Origin of the sequence: Flagellimonas abyssi (assembly GCF_019457905.1) — a bacterium.
Classification (GTDB): domain Bacteria; phylum Bacteroidota; class Bacteroidia; order Flavobacteriales; family Flavobacteriaceae; genus Flagellimonas; species Flagellimonas abyssi.
Genome location: NZ_JAHZSV010000031.1, coordinates 16,843 through 34,688 on the forward strand (window position 1 = coordinate 16,843; position 17,846 = coordinate 34,688).

At 42.4% G+C, this 17,846-nt stretch carries 14 protein-coding genes; 10 read left to right on the plus strand and 4 right to left on the minus strand.

The genetic code is table 11. The annotated features are described in order from the left end of the window. Window positions 1-53: 53 nt before the first annotated feature. The 8 genes from K1F36_RS16330 to K1F36_RS16365 all read left to right on the plus strand — a co-directional run bounded on the left by K1F36_RS16330 (window position 54) and on the right by K1F36_RS16365 (window position 11,053). Window positions 54-3,026 carry a SusC/RagA family TonB-linked outer membrane protein gene (locus tag K1F36_RS16330; protein ID WP_220114788.1) on the plus strand — a complete coding sequence of 991 codons (2,973 nt, stop codon included), beginning with the start codon at window positions 54-56 and terminating at the stop codon, window positions 3,024-3,026. A 17-nt stretch (window positions 3,027-3,043) separates the two neighbouring features. Continuing rightward, window positions 3,044-4,384 (plus strand): RagB/SusD family nutrient uptake outer membrane protein, encoded by a 1,341-nt coding sequence (locus tag K1F36_RS16335; RefSeq protein ID WP_220114789.1) that lies wholly within the window; start codon window positions 3,044-3,046, stop codon window positions 4,382-4,384. Between the two features lie 89 nt (window positions 4,385-4,473). Continuing rightward, a complete protein-coding gene (locus K1F36_RS16340; RefSeq protein WP_220114790.1) occupies window positions 4,474-5,958 on the plus strand; it encodes a glycoside hydrolase family 10-like protein in 1,485 nt (494 codons plus the stop codon). 6 nt (window positions 5,959-5,964) lie between these two features. Further along, window positions 5,965-6,447 carry a hypothetical protein gene (locus tag K1F36_RS16345; protein ID WP_220114791.1) on the plus strand — a complete coding sequence of 161 codons (483 nt, stop codon included), beginning with the start codon at window positions 5,965-5,967 and terminating at the stop codon, window positions 6,445-6,447. After that, entirely contained in the window at window positions 6,444-7,724 is a 1,281-nt protein-coding gene (locus K1F36_RS16350) for an MFS transporter (RefSeq protein WP_220114792.1), read from the plus strand. Before K1F36_RS16345 ends, K1F36_RS16350 begins: the two co-directional genes overlap by 4 nt. Next, window positions 7,717-9,309 carry a glycoside hydrolase family 3 protein gene (locus K1F36_RS16355; RefSeq protein ID WP_220114793.1) on the plus strand — a complete coding sequence of 531 codons (1,593 nt, stop codon included), beginning with the start codon at window positions 7,717-7,719 and terminating at the stop codon, window positions 9,307-9,309. The genes K1F36_RS16350 and K1F36_RS16355 overlap by 8 nt, the downstream gene beginning before the upstream one ends. Next, window positions 9,306-9,971 carry a class I SAM-dependent methyltransferase gene (locus K1F36_RS16360; protein WP_220114794.1) on the plus strand — a complete coding sequence of 222 codons (666 nt, stop codon included), beginning with the start codon at window positions 9,306-9,308 and terminating at the stop codon, window positions 9,969-9,971. Before K1F36_RS16355 ends, K1F36_RS16360 begins: the two co-directional genes overlap by 4 nt. After that, complete coding sequence (locus tag K1F36_RS16365; protein ID WP_220114795.1) at window positions 9,968-11,053, plus strand: anhydro-N-acetylmuramic acid kinase; 1,086 nt, start codon at window positions 9,968-9,970, stop codon at window positions 11,051-11,053. Before K1F36_RS16360 ends, K1F36_RS16365 begins: the two co-directional genes overlap by 4 nt. Window position 11,054: 1 nt before the next feature. On the opposite strand, the gene K1F36_RS16370 is transcribed toward K1F36_RS16365, so the two are convergent. Next, on the minus strand, window positions 11,055-12,269 hold the full coding sequence (locus K1F36_RS16370; protein ID WP_220114796.1) for a multidrug effflux MFS transporter: 1,215 nt from the start codon (window positions 12,267-12,269) through the stop codon (window positions 11,055-11,057). 186 nt (window positions 12,270-12,455) lie between these two features. Here K1F36_RS16370 and K1F36_RS16375 point away from each other — a divergent pair, with 186 nt between their 5' ends. Beyond that, window positions 12,456-13,517: a Gfo/Idh/MocA family protein gene (locus K1F36_RS16375; protein WP_220114797.1), complete on the plus strand. Its 1,062-nt coding sequence runs from the start codon at window positions 12,456-12,458 to the stop codon at window positions 13,515-13,517. 44 nt (window positions 13,518-13,561) lie between these two features. On the opposite strand, the gene K1F36_RS16380 is transcribed toward K1F36_RS16375, so the two are convergent. Genes K1F36_RS16380 through K1F36_RS16390 form a run of 3 tightly spaced genes read right to left on the minus strand, consistent with a single transcriptional unit; the run spans window position 13,562 to window position 17,059 of the window. Further along, entirely contained in the window at window positions 13,562-15,103 is a 1,542-nt protein-coding gene (locus K1F36_RS16380) for an acyl-CoA carboxylase subunit beta (protein ID WP_220114798.1), read from the minus strand. Between the two features lie 5 nt (window positions 15,104-15,108). Beyond that, complete coding sequence (accC, locus tag K1F36_RS16385) at window positions 15,109-16,551, minus strand: acetyl-CoA carboxylase biotin carboxylase subunit (protein WP_220114799.1); 1,443 nt, start codon at window positions 16,549-16,551, stop codon at window positions 15,109-15,111. Window positions 16,552-16,558: 7 nt separating this feature from the next. Beyond that, a complete protein-coding gene (locus K1F36_RS16390) occupies window positions 16,559-17,059 on the minus strand; it encodes an acyl-CoA carboxylase biotin carboxyl carrier protein subunit (protein WP_258539121.1) in 501 nt (166 codons plus the stop codon). Window positions 17,060-17,237: 178 nt separating this feature from the next. Between K1F36_RS16390 and udk the strand changes: the two genes are divergently transcribed. Further along, window positions 17,238-17,846: a uridine kinase gene (gene udk / locus K1F36_RS16395; protein WP_220114800.1), complete on the plus strand. Its 609-nt coding sequence runs from the start codon at window positions 17,238-17,240 to the stop codon at window positions 17,844-17,846.

Consider the following 17,846-nt stretch of genomic DNA (forward strand, 5'->3'; position numbering starts at 1 on the left):
CGCAAAATCTACTCTTTTCAAACTAAACTCAATTAAATTAAACTACTCATTTTATGCGAAAACTTCATGATTATCTTGGATTGAGGTTCCGATTGGTTTTGTTCGCGCTTATGGTTTCTACGCTTTCCGCGTTTGGCCAGAGCCAATATACCTTTACGGGAACCATTACTGAAACCGGCACAAATCTGCCACTGGCAGGCGCATCGGTTTTTGTTGAAAACACATCTTTCGGTACAGTAACCGATTTTGATGGTAACTACAGCTTTACAGCTACTTTGGACTCCGGTTCGTACAACTTAGTATTCAGTTCGCTAGGTTTTACCACTCAGAAGGTATCCGTTAATGCTGGCGGAAGCACCACAATAACCAATGACATAGCACTTGCAGAAGACCTTTTGAGTCTTGATGAAGTAGTCGTTACAGGTACGGGATCCGGAGCCAACAAAAGGGCATTGGGTAACGCTATTTCCTCGGTCAAGGCCGAAGAGCTTACCGACAATGGTGCCACGCAAATTGACCAAGCCATTGCCGGTAAAATCACGGGTGCCTTGGTTCAACAGAACTCGGGTGACCCTGCCGGTGGTATCAGTATCCGTTTAAGGGGTCCGAGTACCATAGCAGGTAACTCCGACCCACTTTATATTGTGGATGGAATCATTATCAGTAATAGCAGTAACGAACTTGTAGACCTTGGGGGTAATGCCCAAAACCGTTTGGCGGACATCAACCCCAACGACATCGAGAAAATTGAGGTGATAAAAGGTGCTGCTGCTGCTGCAATATATGGTTCCCGGGCAAGTAATGGTGTGGTACAGATCTTTACAAAACAAGGTAGAAGCGGCGAACCAAAATTCTCCTTTATGACCAATGTTAGGGTAAACGAACTAAGAAAAGAGATTGATTACAATACCGTACCATTGGCGTGGGAGGTTCCCGGTGACAGAACCAACTTAGCTACTTACGAAGTAGAACGCTACAACCTTCAAGATTCTTTCTTTGATACAGGTTTCGGAATAGAAAACTACTTATCTATGACAGGTGGTTCAGAAAAAACATCTTATTACCTGTCCGCTTCTCACTTGGACAATGAAGGTATTGTCGAAAACACCAACTTTAAGAGATATGGTTTCAAAGCCAACTTGACTCAAAAAGCATTTGATTGGCTAGATATTACAGGTGGTTTCAACTTTATAAGAAGTGTAAGCAAAGATGTGCCAAATGGTGGTATCAACAATGCATATGGCGCGATTACAGGCTTTGTTTTCAGCGATAACTCAATAAATCCCTCACCAGATGAATCCGGAGTTTATCCTATAACTTCTCCTGCAGTTCCAAGAACAAATCCTGCCGAGGCCGTGGCCCGATTTGATTTTGGCCAAAAAACCAATCGTTTTATCACAAGTATTGCTTTGGATGCCAACTTTAATGAGCATTTGAGTGCGAAATATACTTTGGGTATGGATTACTACAATCAGTCTGCGACAGCTTATATCCCAATTGGAAACACATCCCCAAACCCTGATGGATATGCAAGAAGGGCTGATTTGAACAATTTTCAATACAACTCTGACCTTAATGTGACATACGACACGGATTTAACGGATGCCATTACATCAACTTCTACGTTAGGCGGGTCATGGCAGTATGAAGAGCGTGATCGTGTAGGAATTAATGCCACTGGTCTTCCACCCGTTGTTCAGACTGCCACAGGAGGTAGTATATTGGAACAAGGCGAAACAAGGTCTCAAATTTCTTACTGGGGTGCTTTTTTACAGCAATCCTTCTCTTTTAACGATAAAATCTACGTGAATGGCGCCGTACGTATGGACGGAGCATCAACCTTTGGTGAGGACGAGCGCAACCAGCTGTATTTTAAAGCCAGTGGATCCTATGTAATTTCCGATGAAGATTTTTGGCAGGAATCACTAGGTGGTACGTTCAACCTATTAAAACTTAGGGCATCTTGGGGTCAAGCTGGTAACTTGACCGCATTGGGAGCCTTTGACAGGTTCTCTATCTACAATCCATCTGCTTTAACAGGTTCGGTAAGTTTGATTCCTTCCACGGCCCAGGGTAACGAAGATTTGAAACCAGAAAGACAAGATGAAATTGAACTAGGTTTTGATGCAGGATTGTTCGACAATAGATTAGGTATCGAATTCTCTTATTATAAACAAAAAGTAACCGATCTTCTTTTGCCAAGGGTATTGGCGCCATCCAGTGGATTTGGCTCCAGATTTGAAAATGTTGGCAACTTGGAAAATACAGGTGTTGAGGTTCTTTTAAGAGGTGCCCCGATAAGAACACCCGATTTTAGTTGGAATGTTACAGCAACATTTTCTACCAACAAAAACGAGGTGACCAGTGTAGCTGGAGGGGGTCGATTAACCTTGGCCGGAAGTTTTTCCACCAACTATGTTATAGAAGGTGAACCACTTGGTGTATTCTATCGTCAATTCTACGCAAGAAACGAGGATGGATCTATTGCATTGGACGAAGATGGCTATCCTTACAGAGGTACAACGGAAGATGGAGAGTCCTCTAAGGTAATCGGAGACCCAAACCCAGATTGGTTCGGCTCCTTGATCAATGAGTTCACCTACAAGGATTTTGGACTTAGAGTACAGTTCGATGCCGTACAAGGTTACGATGTTTTCAACTGGAACAGAAGATTATTGGACAACGTAGTGTTCGGAGGTGGATACAATGTTGGACAAGAGTTATTGGGCAACCGTCCTAAAGGTTACGGAAGTGCACAAGCAAACATTTTTGAAGAATTCGTGGAAGATGGATCCTTTGTAAAACTACGAGAGGTAGCATTGAGCTACAATCTTAAACCGAGCTGGGAATATATCGACAACATCAAGTTTAGTTTGGTCGGTAGAAACCTATTCTCTTGGGACGATTACTCAGGATGGGATCCAGAAGTTAGTGCTGCGGGACAAAGCAACGGTGTACGTGGATTCGATTTCGCAACCGTTCCAATTCCAAGAACATATCAGTTAGGCGTTAACGTAAGCTTCTAATCTTAAAAAAATTGACAATGAAATTTTACAGATATAACACATATAAGCTGATGTTTCTGCTAACAACCGTATTAGCATTTACATCTTGCGAAACCGATTTTGATAATCCAAATGCCGCAACCAGCGATCAGGTTTTCTCTTCGAGAGAAGGTATCTTGGCTGCAACCACTGGAATGCAGGAACTGTATTCCACAACAGGTTTGCGATACATTATAGAAACACCTGCGATAACAACAAGAGAAGCCGGTATTACCACCACTTTTCAAAACATGATCGATCTAGAGGATGGAGGGGATATTCCAAATACAAACTCAAATGTAATTGGACTCTGGACCACCATGCTCAGAGTAATAGGTATTGCCGAGGATATTTCAGCAAATGCCGCAACCATAGACATTGATCCAGGAACTCAAAGTGGATTGATTGCCTATGCAAACCTATACCATGCAATGAGTATTGGCGCCATGGCTCAAAGTTATGAGCAAGTTATTGTGGCAACATCAGAAGACAACCCTCCTTTTGTTTCACGTATCGAAGGTTTTAACACTGCCATTACTTTGTTGAACGAGGCTAAAAATACGTTGGCCGCCAATCCAGTTTCTTCAGAATTTGAAGAAGAGATATTGAGAGGACAAATCGACTTGGAAAACACTTTGGATGCTATGTTGGCAAGGTTTAACCTGTACGCTGGCAATTATGATGCTGCCATTGCTGCGGCAGCAGAAGTAGACCAATCATCAACTTCTGTGTTCAGCTACGATTCACAAAATCTAAATCCTATTTGGGCAAGGGTATATCAAAATGGAACTCCAAACTTTAAACCAAGAGATAATTTTGGATTACCAGATTCATTTGATATCGACGAAAATGATGGTAGGACCGAGTTCTACTTAATTCCATTGGACACATTAAATCTTAACCAACTTCCTATCGAGGATCTAGCCGGTTTTTTTGATGAAGAGAATGGATCAGAGTCAATTCCATTATATCTACCAGATGAAATGAACTTGATCATTGCCGAGGCCAACCTCAGGAAAGCTTCCCCAGATACTGGCGCGGCCATTACAGCCTTAAACTTAGTGTTGACCGACACAGATGATGTGTTCGGAGTAAACGCCAATTTACCTGAATATGTAGGAGACACTTCAGTAAACGCATTGTTGAACGAAGTTTATAAAAATAGGAGAATAGAATTGTTCTTGACAGGTGCAAGCTTGGAGGATAGTAGAAGATTTGGAAGGCCGGAACCAACTCCATCTGTCCAAAATTTTGAGGAAGAACGAAACAGAAACTTCTATCCTTATCCTAACACTGAAAGAGATAACAATACAAACACACCGGCTGACCCAGCCATCTAAAAGGTTAATGTTTTTAAGTTGTTAGTTGTTTAATTAATCTTTAAAAGGCCTACATTTAGTGCATACGTAGGCCTTTTTTTATCATATATATGCGTCGATTTGTTTACATTCTCCCCCTTATTTTTTTGTTTTCCTGCGCTACCGTAAAAGCGCCAAAAAAAGAGTTTAGGGGCGTGTGGATAGCTACAGTGGCCAATATTGACTGGCCCAAACATCCCAATGACGATGTTTCCAAGAAAAAAAGGGATTTCATCGAAATCCTTGACTTCTATCAAAATATGAATTTTAACGCGGCCATCGTACAGGTACGCACCGCGGGAGACGCCCTCTACCCTACCGATTTGGCACCTTGGTCAAGATACTTGTCAGGAGAGGAAGGAACTGCTCCACAGGGATTCGACGAACCATTGAAATGGATGATAGAAGAAACGCACAAGCGCGGCATGGAGTTCCACGCTTGGCTCAATCCGTACAGGGCCACGGTTAGCCCGGACACTTCTTTACTTTCCCAAAAGCACGATTATTACCAACACCCCGATTGGATCATACAATACGGGAAAAAGAATTATTACAATCCTGGGATACCAGCAGTCAGGGAAAAATTCAATAAAATTATTGAGGAACTGGTAACGCTTTACGAAGTGGACGCCATCCATTTTGATGATTATTTCTATCCCTACAAAGTAGAAGGTGAAATTTTTGATGATGCAGCAACCTATTCCAAATACGGTTTGCCCGATCAAACATTGGAAGATTGGCGCCGTAGCAATGTGGATTCCCTGGTACAGGATGTCCATAAAACCATAAAAAAGCACAAGCCGTGGGTTCAATTTGGAATCAGTCCTTTTGGAGTCTGGAAAAACAAAAGCACCGACGCTATGGGTTCCGATACCAAAGCGGGACAAACCACCTACGAAGATCTATTTGCCGACCCTGTACTTTGGGTCCAAGAAGGCTGGCTGGATTATTTGGCCCCACAAGTTTATTGGAGCATGGACTATCCGGTGGCATCCCATAAGATCATAACATCTTGGTGGGACCAGCACACACCCAACACCAATCTATACATCGGAAATGGCACCTACAAAATAAAGAACAACGCCGACAAGGCTTGGGACAAAAATAATGAGATTCCAAAACAGTTGAACTTTGCCCGGGAATTGGACCACATTGATGGAAATATTTTCTTTAGTGCCAAATCATTGATAGGTCAGCATGAAAAAGTAAATGAGAAGCTTCAAAAGAAGTATTATCGTTTGCCTGCCGAAAACCCAGGACCACTCAACAAAGTTGTTCGAGAAGTTCAATTACCGGCCATCAAATCCGTTCAGTTGAACGAACAAATTTTGACTATCTGCATCAACCATACAGATGAAATCCCGCGATTTCTAAATCTTTATACATCTAAAAAAGAAAAACACCAACTCGTTGGAAAACAATATCTTTCGGAGAGTGATATGGAAGGATGCTATCAATTTCAACTGACCAAAAAGCAGTTACGAAACGATATACAAATCAATGTTAGCGATGTTTATGGCAACAAAAGTGCTATGCTACCATTAAACGTAAATTAGACCCTTATGCAGGATATGCTTGTGCGACTTTTGGACCTACCGGATATTTCAGAAGAGGAAAAAAATCTTTTCGAGATGGAAGGCATTGTCTTTAAAAGACCTATTACACCAGAAAGGAGTATTGTGGTGGACTGGGTCGGTAAGCATTTCAGCAAAAATTGGGCAGATGAGGCTGAAGCTGCATTTTCATCACTCCCCGTAAACTGCTATATCGCCCAGCGAGAACATGAGATTCTTGGTTTTGCCTGTTTTGAAAGTACCGCAAAAAACTTTTTTGGCCCCACGGGGGTTCTCAACAAGGAAAGAGGAAAAAATATAGGTAAAGTCCTTTTGGTAAAATCATTGATGGCACTAAAAGAAATGGGATATACCTATGCCATTATCGGAGGTGTTGGACCCGTTTCCTACTACGAACAAACAGTAGATGCAAAAATCATCGATAAATCGGAAAAAAGCATTTATCAAAACCTTTTAAAACAACCCAAATGAATGTAGCTCCGAAAGACAAAAATGCTTGGCTGTGGATTCCATTTCTATATTTCACACAAGGAATACCATACATTCTAGTGGTCACAGTTTCCGTGATTATGTACAAACGGTTGGGAATTGGCAATGCCGAAATAGGATTGTACACCAGTTGGTTATACCTCCCATGGGTGATAAAACCTCTTTGGAGCCCGATTGTTGATTTGAACGGCACCAAGCGCAAATGGTTTTTGGCCATGCAATTGGTAATTTCAATGGCATTTTTAGGAATTGGACTGTTTCTTCCCTCCAATTCATTTTTTATAATAACGTTAGCGTTCTTTTGGATGGCTGCTTTCGCCTCCGCCACCAATGATATTGCTTCCGATGGGTATTACATGATTGGACTTACTCAGAAAAAGCAATCCTTTTTTATTGGACTCAGAAGTACATTTTATCGGTTGGCCATGGTTACCGGACAAGGGCTTTTAGTGATTTTCGCAGGTTTTTTGGAGAATAAGTATGGTGATAATACCAAAGCATGGTCCGTTACTATGATAAGTGCTGCCGTTTTAATGATCATATTGACCGTTTCCAACTTTTTTACGGCACCAAAATTTGAAGAAACCACAACCGAACCCACTGAAAAACCAGCGGGTTTTTTTGAAGTATTCGCTACATTTTTTAAAAAACATCAAATCGGAGCGGCCCTTTTATTTGTTTTGACGTACAGATTGGGTGAGTCACAATTAGTAAAAATGGCATCACCTTTTTTACTGGATGATTTAGAAGTGGGCGGATTGGCCTACTCCACCGAAGCCGTCGGAACTATTTATGGAACAGTCGGTATCATCATGCTATCACTAGGAGGAATCCTAGGAGGAATTTTAATTTCCCGTGACGGTCTTAAAAAATGGATGCTTCCTATGTTATTGTCACTTAATTTACCCAATGCCCTTTATGCACTTCTTGCCATAACACAGACCACAAGTCTGTATGCAGTGGTAGGCACTGTTGTTCTAGAACAATTTGGATATGGATTCGGCTTTGCCGCATTTATGATGTATTTGATTTATGTGGCAGAAGGTGCTTCCAAAACTTCACATTATGCCATTGCCACCGGTTTTATGGCTCTGGGCATGATGTTGCCCGGTATGCTGAGCGGTTATATTCAAGAATGGCTAGGGTACGATGGCTTTTTTATCTGGGTGGTCATTGCCGCCCTGCCCGCATTTTTTGTGTTACGCTATTTAAAATATCCTGCCGATTATGGTAAAAAAACGGCTGAATCCAATGACTAACATATCGAAAACTTATACACTTCCCGCTGAACCATTGACCTTAAAACAAAAAGTTGGTCAATTGTTTATGCCCGCTGTTTTCATAAACGATACCGAAGAAGAGGTACAACAAATGGAAAAACTTATCAAGGAACAGTATGTAGGTTCCATTTGCTTTTTCCACAGTAGGGCCAGTGCGGCCACCAATTTTGAAGGGAAGAAAAAGATTGTTCACAACGAAAAAAGCTACGACCGGTTATTGGAACTTATCGATCGTTATCAAAATGCGGCAAGCGTTCCCTTATTGATTGCCATTGATGCCGAATGGGGCCTTGCCATGCGTATTGAAAACACACAACAATATCCGTATGCCATTACGTTAGGAGCCTTACAAGATAACCATGAGCTTGTTTTTAAGGTCGGTGAAGCTATCGGCCAGGATTGTAGAGCAGCAGGCGTACAATGGAATCTCGCCCCGGTTGTGGACATCAACAATAATCCAGAAAATCCTGTAATCGGCTACCGTTCTTTTGGGGACGACAAAGAAAAAGTTCTTGGAAAAGCTGATGCATTCATCAAAGGAATGACCCATAGCGGAACCTTGAACTCCATAAAACACTTTCCCGGACATGGCGACACGGCCACAGATTCCCATTTGGGACTGCCCGCTATAGACAAATCCATGGATGAGCTTATGGAGAATGAGCTGTATCCTTTTAAAAAATTGATAGCATCCGGTGTAGACTCCGTGATGGTTGGCCATTTGCTCCTGCCGCAACTGGATTCCGATAATCCATCTACCACATCGTCCAAAATTATTTCAGGTTTGCTGAGAAAACAATTGAGGTTCGACGGGGTCATTATTTCCGATGCTTTGAATATGCATGCCGTTTCCAAAAGATACCCTGAAAAAGGAAAACTGGAATACGCCGCTTTTGCAGCGGGCATGGATGTGCTCTGTTTTAGCGAAAATGTGAAAGAGGGTATCGATGAAATCCTCACGCAGGCTAGCGAGCATCGAATCCAAGAAAGTTTTGATAGGGTCTGGGAGTTGAAGAATACGGTTTTCAATAAAGAAAATCATTCGGAAATCCATCCTACTGAACAGGAAAAAAGCTCCAATTTGAACCAAGAAATCGCCATCAACAGTATCACGGAATTGTTTGGCAATTCAGCTCTGTTCAATGAGTTGAAAAACAACGATTTTTTGAATGTTTCGGTCAGTTTTGATAAAAAAAATCGATTTTCCGAGCAAATTTCATCCATTTTTGGTTCAAAAACCATGAATTTGGATGAAGCACTTCTATCAAAAAAAGAATGGGTCCTTCTCAGTATATTTCCTCCAGCCGTAAAGCCTAAAGACCAGTTTGGCTTTAATGAAAAAACATTAGCTGAAATTCATAGATTATTGGCAGAAAAAAACACCATGATCTATTTGTTCGGCAATCCTTACGTGCTGGATATTTTACAATTGAAACCATCATCCAATGTGGTAGTGATCTATCAAGACTTTCCAGAATTTCAAGAAGTCGCATTTGAACACTTTTCTGGGAATATTGAAGCTCGGGGCCAACTTCCCATTCAATTAAAAACCTTCCGACCATGAGCAATGAGATAAAGGCGTCGTGGAACAAGAATGCACAAGAATGGATAAAAACCATTCAAAACAATGCCATTCCATCCAGAAAGTTTACGAATCCGGCCATTCTGGAGGCTATTAAAGAGGTACGGGGGAATACCATTGTGGACATAGGTTGTGGCGAAGGTTGGCTAACTCGTGAAATGAAAAGTTTGGGATGGACGGCAACTGGATTGGATGCTACTGAAGATTTAATTATAGCCGCTCGAGAACAAAGCAACCAGACCTTTGAGGTGTTCACTTTTGAAGATATCATCAAAGGGGAAAAGATGCCCAATCCACCTTTTGATGCTGCCATCTTCAATTTCTGTCTTTATGGAAAAGAGGATGTTATCCCATTGATCACAAAAACCCTAAATCAACTGACCACAGAGGGAACTGTTTTAATCCAGACACTACATCCCTTTTTTCTTATTCAAAATGGCTTGGCCTACAAGGGGCAATGGGTGTCAGATTCTTGGAATGGGCTGCCGGGCAATTTTACGGACGGACACTCGTGGTACGCCCGGACCATGGAAGATTGGGTCCAAGAACTCAATCAAATTGAACATATTGAATTCAATATCAAGGAAATCTTGAACGATGATGATAAACCGATTTCCCTGATTATAAAAATCAATAAGATATGAGGATATATAAAGTTATGGGACTGATGTCGGGAACCTCTTTGGACGGATTGGACATTGCCTATTGCCATATTTGGGAGGAAGATGGAAAATGGAGCTTTTCCATTAAAAAAACTGCGGAAATCGATTATTCCGATGAGATGCGGGAATACCTCAAAAATGCGATTCATCTTTCTAAAAAAGACCATAATCAATTACATAAAGATTACGGTATTTGGTTAGGGCAACAAACCAAAGCATTTATAACCGAATTGGATGAAGAGGTAGATTTTATTGCCAGTCACGGGCATACCTCCCACCACCGGCCAGACGACGGCGTTACCTTTCAATTGGGTGATGGGCAACTTTTGGCAAACACTTCTGGAAAACAAGTAGTCTGTGATTTTAGATCTAAGGATGTGTCCCTAAAAGGCCAAGGGGCCCCACTGGTTCCCATTGGTGATAAATTACTCTTTCATGAATATGATTTTTGCCTAAACCTAGGAGGTATAAGCAATATTTCTTTCGATAAAAATGGTGAACGGATTGCCTACGATATCGGTTTAGCGAACATGCCCCTTAATTACATCACCCATAAAATGGGATTGGCCTATGATGAAAATGGAAAGATTGCAAGATCTGGGAAATTGAACCATGCTCTGCTTCAAAAATTGAACAATCTAACTTATTATGCTCTCCCCTATCCAAAATCCACTGGATACGAATGGTTTTCTTCTGAAATAACGCCCTTAATTGAGGGGTCCAAGCTTTCAAATGAAGACTTACTGCACACGTTCATTCATCATAATTGTGAACAGATTGCTTTTGCAGCACTGAAGCACAAGAACAATGGAAAATCCAAAAGTAAACTTCTAGCGACCGGTGGTGGGGCGCTAAACCAATTCTTTATGGATACGCTTCAAAATAAACTCGGGAGCAGTATTGAGGTCGTGGTACCCACCAAAACGCTTATTGCATACAAAGAAGCGTTGGTTTTTGCCTTAATGGGCGTACTTCGGTTGGAAGGGGAAACCAATGTACTCAAATCAGTTACCGGCGCGACTTCAGATTCCTGTAGCGGGGAAGTATTTTTTCCGAGCAACTAATTTAGGATGCGGCTATACGTTTGCGTTTGGGCAAATGGGTCAAAAGAAACAGTGCCAGAGCAACCATACCGCAGATGGCCAAACCTGCAAAAAGGGGCCATACACTATCCTTTACAAAATCACCGATAAACGTAGCGATAGGAATAGAAAGTACGGTTGATACAAACCCATTTATGGCAGCTCCAATTCCAGCAATATGGCCAATGGGCTCCATGGCAATGGAACGGAAATTACCCCACATAAATCCAAGGCAGAAAAATTGTACTGACAAAAATCCGACCAACACATATATACTTGGATTTGGTGAATTCAAAAACAAAAAAGAATAGGTCAAGGCCACCATACAGAATACGATTGTGGCCATCAACGACAACCTTCTCATTCCAAAGCGCATCACCAAAGTACCATTCATAAAGGTTGATAATCCAATAGATACGGCCAAACCTGCAAAGATGTATGGAAACACTTCCTTAAGCGCATATTGATCTTCAAAAATGTGCTGTGCTGAGCTTAAATACACCAAAAATGCACCAGTGACCAATCCAGAAATCAAGGTAAAGGCTACGGTCTCCCTATATTTTACAAATTCTTTTACACCATCAATAAATACATGCCGGGTAAATGGAATCTTATATTCAGGATGCAGCGTTTCCTGCTGGCGTTTCCAGAACCAGAAAGCAACAACTAATACAAAGAACATCTGCACATAAAAAATGCCCTGCCATCCAGTTGCGTCCAAAATCAATTTTCCGATTGCAGGAGCCACCACGGGCACCAAAATAAAAAACGCAGTTACAAAAGACATGATCTTGGCCATGTAATCACCTTCATAAGTATCTCGGATAATGGAAATTGAAATGGTTCTTGGCGCGGACAGTCCAATTCCCTGTAAAATCCTTCCCACCACCATAACCTCCAATGAGGGCGCCATCAAACATATAACACTGGCCACCAAAAAGATGGAAAAACCCATGTAAACTACTGGTTTTCTCCCAAAACTATCGGAAATGGGTCCAAAGAAAAGCTGCCCAACGCCCAATCCCAAGAAAATCATGGTCACCAATAACTGATGGTCTGTAGAATCTGTACTGTTGATTGCATCGCCTATGTTGGAAATTGCGGGCAGTATCGCATCAATTGCCAAGGCTACAATCGACATCAATGCGGCCATCATGGCCACAAATTCAAAGTTGGGTTTTTGATTTAACTTTTCCATCAGGCAAAATTAGTCATACCCAATGGATCGGTAAAGCATTTAAGAAAGGTTTAATGATAAAGAAACATATCCAACGTTGTAGTTGAAAATTGTTGCGGGACAAAGGAGCATTTGTCTTTATCTAAACTTGATCGGAGCAGGTAAATCGCTTGGAGTACCTTATATTTAAATCAAATTTTTATCGTCATGGCAAGTTTAAAAGTATTGGTGGTCGGATGCGGGAATATGGGTACGTCGCATGCTCGTGCATACCACAAATTAGATGGGTTTGAAATCGTTGGATTGGTCAGTAGAGGGTCAAAAAGCAGGGAACGGCTTTCCCACGAATTGGGTGGCACCCCTGTGTTTTCAGATTATGCTGAAGCACTTGCAACCTCGAAACCAGATGTAGTCTCCATCAACACTTACCCGGACACACACTACGATTATGTAAAAATGGCCTTGGAAGCAGGAGTCCATGTTTTTGTTGAAAAACCATTGGCCTTAACGGTAGAGGAAGCCCAAACATTGGTAGATCTAGCTCAAAAACTACAACTCAAAATGGTGGTGGGCTATATACTGAGAGTTCACCCTACTTGGGCCAAATTCACGGAAATGGCCCAAGAACTGGGCAAACCTTTGGTGATGCGTATGAACCTTAACCAGCAAAGCTCCGGAGATCATTGGCACACCCATAAACAATTGATGAATTCCATGTCGCCTATTGTGGATTGTGGCGTCCATTATGTGGATGTGATGTGTTCGATGACTCGTTCCAAACCCATCAGTGTTTCGGCTATCGGGGCAAATTTATCTGACGAAATCGCTTCCGACATGTACAACTACGGTCAATTACAGGTTCGTTTTGAAGATGGCTCTGTAGGTTGGTATGAGGCCGGTTGGGGGCCCATGATGAGCGAAACCGCTTTTTTTATCAAAGATGTAATCGGTCCAAAAGGATGTGTATCCATAAGCGACCAAGACAAAGGTGCCTCGGACGATGTCGATGGGCATTCCAAAACAGGAAGCTTAAAGTTGCACCTCAGCAAACTTGATGCAAAAGGACACTTCTCCAAAAAAGATGAGATCATTGACACGGCCGATGAACCTGACCACGATGGACTTTGCTTGTTGGAACAAGAATATCTGTTGGATGCCATTCGTAACGACCGTGACCTGACCAATCACTTAAACGACGCAGTCAACAGCTTAAAGATTGTACTCGCAGCGGATGAATCGGTTAAAACGGGAAAAACTGTAATGTTGTAGGCAGAGTGACAATTCATTGACCGTTTACCCTTTAACCATCAACCTTACAACGGAATATTCCCATGCTTCTTCCAAGGGGTCTGAACCTCTTTGTTCTCCAGCATGGCAAACGTCTTCAATAATTTACGTCTTGTATCCTTTGGCATGATCACCTCATCTATAAAACCACGTTTGGCGGCACGGTATGGATTGGCAAATTTATCGGCATACTCAGTTTCCTTCTCCTTTAATTTGGCTTCAGGGTCATCGGCTGCGGCAATTTCACGTCTAAAAATGATTTCGCTGGCACCCTTGGCTCCCATTACTGCAATCTCGGCACTCGGCCATGCAAAATTGAAATCGGCACCAATGTGCTTGGAGTTCATTACATCGTAGGCGCCACCGTAGGCTTTACGGGTAATTACTGTAATCCTAGGCACAGTAGCTTCGCTCAAGGCATAGAGCAGTTTTGCCCCGTGCATAATAATTCCGCTCCATTCTTGGTCCGTTCCGGGCAGAAATCCGGGAACATCCACCAATACCAGCAAGGGGATATTGAAGGAGTCACAAAAACGGGTGAATCGGGCCGCCTTTGTGGAACTGTTCACATCCAACACCCCGGCCAAAAACATAGGTTGATTGGCGATGATTCCAATGCTCCTCCCTCCCAAACGGGCAAATCCAGTGATGATGTTCTCCGCATAATCCTTATGAATCTCATAAAACGAATCGCTATCTATAATGCCCGAAATCACATCATGCATATCGTATGGTTTGTTAGCGTTGTCCGGAACAATACCGGACAGTTCGTCCCTAATTTCATCGCCTAACTCGTATGGAATCTTGGGTGTAACTTCTTTATTGTTCTGGGGCAGATAGTCCAACAACTTTCGGATATCGTTCAAACAAGTTGCATCGTTCGCGGATGTTTTGTGCGCGACCCCAGACTTAACAGCATGTGTACTTGCCCCTCCCAATTCCTCGGCGGTCACATTTTCGTTGGTCACTGTTTTTACAACATTGGGACCCGTTACGAACATATAGCTGGTCTCTTCGACCATTACTATAAAATCGGTCATAGCGGGCGAATACACAGCACCCCCCGCACAAGGGCCCATTATGGCAGAAATCTGGGGAATTACACCAGATGCCTGTACATTGCGATAGAAAATATCGGCATAGCCTCCAAGCGATTTCACCCCTTCTTGTATACGTGCTCCACCGGAATCATTAAGTCCAATTATTGGGGCACCCACCTTCATCGCCAAGTCCATCACTTTACATATCTTTTCCGCATGGGTTTCTGAAAGGGCGCCTCCGAACACTGTAAAATCCTGTGCATATACATACACCAATCTACCGTTTACGGTTCCATAACCGGTTACTACCCCATCACCATAGTACATTTCTTTGTCCATACCAAAATCGGTGGTACGATGGGTCACCAAAATGCCCATTTCCTCAAAAGAACCATCATCCAAAAAGTACAGTACCCTTTCACGGGCGGTCAGCTTTTTTTTCTGATGCTGCTTTTCGATTCGTTTTACACCTCCGCCCAAATGGGCTTCGGCAATTTTTTCCTGCAGTGCTTTTATCTTGGGGTCCATAGGATTCAATTTGATGGTAATCTTACTATTTTTTTGTCCTCCAGATATTGGTAGAGAGCTATCATGGCCACAACTTCAGCTTCGGCCGCTGTTTGCTCCTTGATTTTTTCCGGGGAATAATATGTTTTTACAAAATGTGTGTCAAAGTTTCCTGACCGGAATGCTTCGTGGGCAAATACAAAACTTCCGAATGGTAAAGTGGTCTGTACTCCCTTTATCTTGTAATTCTGAATGGCCTCTAGCATGAGTTCAATGGCCTCTTCACGCGTTTTTCCATAAGTAATCAACTTGGACAGCATGGGATCATAATAGATTGGAATATCCATTCCTTCCCGAAATCCATTGTCTACCCGAACTCCTTCACCCGTTGGCAATTGATAGCTCTCCAGATTGCCCACGCTCGGCAAAAAGTCGTTCAATGGATCTTCAGCATATACCCGAAGTTCCACAGCATGCCCATTAATAGTCAAGTCTTCCTGTTTCATGGGGAGTGCTTCTCCCCTTGCCACTTTTATCTGTAGCTCTACCAAGTCAACCCCAGTAATCAATTCGGTCACAGGGTGCTCCACCTGTAAACGGGTATTCATCTCCAAAAAGTAGAAATTGTGGTCGGCATCCATCAAAAATTCAACCGTACCAGCTCCAACATAATCACAGGATTTGGCCACTTTACAGGCGGCCTCGCCCATTTTTTTTCGCAATTCGGGGCTTAAAATGGACGATGGTGCTTCTTCCACTACTTTTTGGTGGCGTCGCTGAACACTACACTCTCGTTCAAAAAAGTGCAGCACATTGCCGTGCGTATCGGCCATCACCTGCACTTCAATATGTCGTGGTGACTTTACGTATTTTTCCACAAAAACAGAACCATCGCCAAAGGCTGATGTAGCCTCACTTATGGCCCGTTTCATACCGGATTCCAAATCTTCTTCTTTCTCAACTATGCGCATTCCCTTTCCGCCTCCACCGGCAGAAGCCTTGATCAAAATAGGATACCCTACCTCGCTTGCAATCTCTTTGGCCTTGTCCACATCGGTTATGGCCTCATCAATACCGGGAACCATTGGAATGTCGTATTCCTTCACAGTTTCCTTGGCAGCTAACTTGCTGCCCATAATCTTGATGGCCTTGGATTTTGGGCCTATAAAGGTAATCCCACTATTTTCAACAGCTTCGGCAAAATCAGCATTCTCGCTCAAGAATCCATAGCCCGGATGAATGCCATCAACCTGCAATGATTTAGCTACTTCAATGATTTTATCACCTCTCAGATATGATTTATTGGACTGCGCCTCTCCGATGCAAACGGCTTCATCCGCCAGCAAAACATGGGGAGCATTCCTGTCGGCCTCCGAGAATACGGCAACGGTTTGAATGCCCATTTTTTTGACGGTCTTCATCACCCTGACCGCAATTTCGCCCCTATTGGCGATCAATATTTTTTTCATGATGTTTTTATTGAAATTCAATCAACAATTGCTTCTTGTCCACAGCCTCACCTTTTGATACACTTACTGTTTTGATCACTCCGCTTCTGGGAGAGGTGATGATGTTTTCCATTTTCATGGCTTCCAAAATCAATAATTGGTCTTCTTCGTTCACCTCTTGGCCTTCTTCCACCAAAATATCCAGAATCAGACCTGGCATAGGGGCCGAAATGGAGTCTATGTTTTTTCCCGCATTGACGGCAAATCCCATTTTTTGGATAAGCTCATCCAAAGGCGTTTGTATCGAGGTCTCAAATTCAGTCCCGTTCACACTAAGGGTATATCTGCCCCTATTAAAGTCAGAGTGCAGAATTTTCAGGTGGTAGGAAGTACCATTTTGAAGCAAATGGTACGCATTCTCACCAGTTTTGATCAAATCCAACGAAGAAATAGTGTCCTTGGAAAGTTTAAAGTCAAAGTCATCGCCAACCTTGACCGTATAAGAATCATTCATATAGAAATTTTCCATTGGTTAGCTTGATAAATATAAGGTTAATGGATTGAAATTACACAAAGCTAACTCCTTAAACTGGTAAGATTTATGACATAGATCATTCATTTTTTTGCAAATGATCAGTAATTATGTTGTATCATAGAGAAGCAGTAGATACAATCATTTGTTTATTTTTGATGACAAATTTTGAACTATGTTGATTCTAGGGATTGCCGGTGGCACAGGATGCGGAAAAACAACGGTGGTCAACCAAATTGTAGAGCAATTGCCCAAAGACGAGGTTGGTGTGATTTCGCAGGATTCCTACTATAACGATCTTTCCCATATGAGCAGGGAAGAAAGGGCGAAGATCAATTTTGATCACCCCAATTCCATCGATTTTGATCTATTGATCGAGCATATTCATCAGCTGAGGGAAGGAAAGACCGTGGAAACCCCAATTTATTCCTTTGTGGAAGAAACACGCATGAAGGAAACCGTTTCCACAAGCCCTAGAAAAGTAATGATCGTGGAAGGCATTTTGGTGTTGAGCAATCCCAAATTGAGAGATTTGTTCGATATAAAAATATTCGTCCACGCCGATTCGGACGAACGCTTGATACGAAGACTGCAGCGGGACACCCAAGAACGGGGACATGACCTAAAAAAAGTGCTTACCCGATACCAAACGGCAGTAAAGCCGATGCACCTTCAATTTATAGAACCGTCGAAAGAGTTTGCGGACATCATTATCCCAAACAATCATTACAATACAGTTGCGGTAGATATCGTAAGGACCATCATCAACAACAAACTTGCGTAA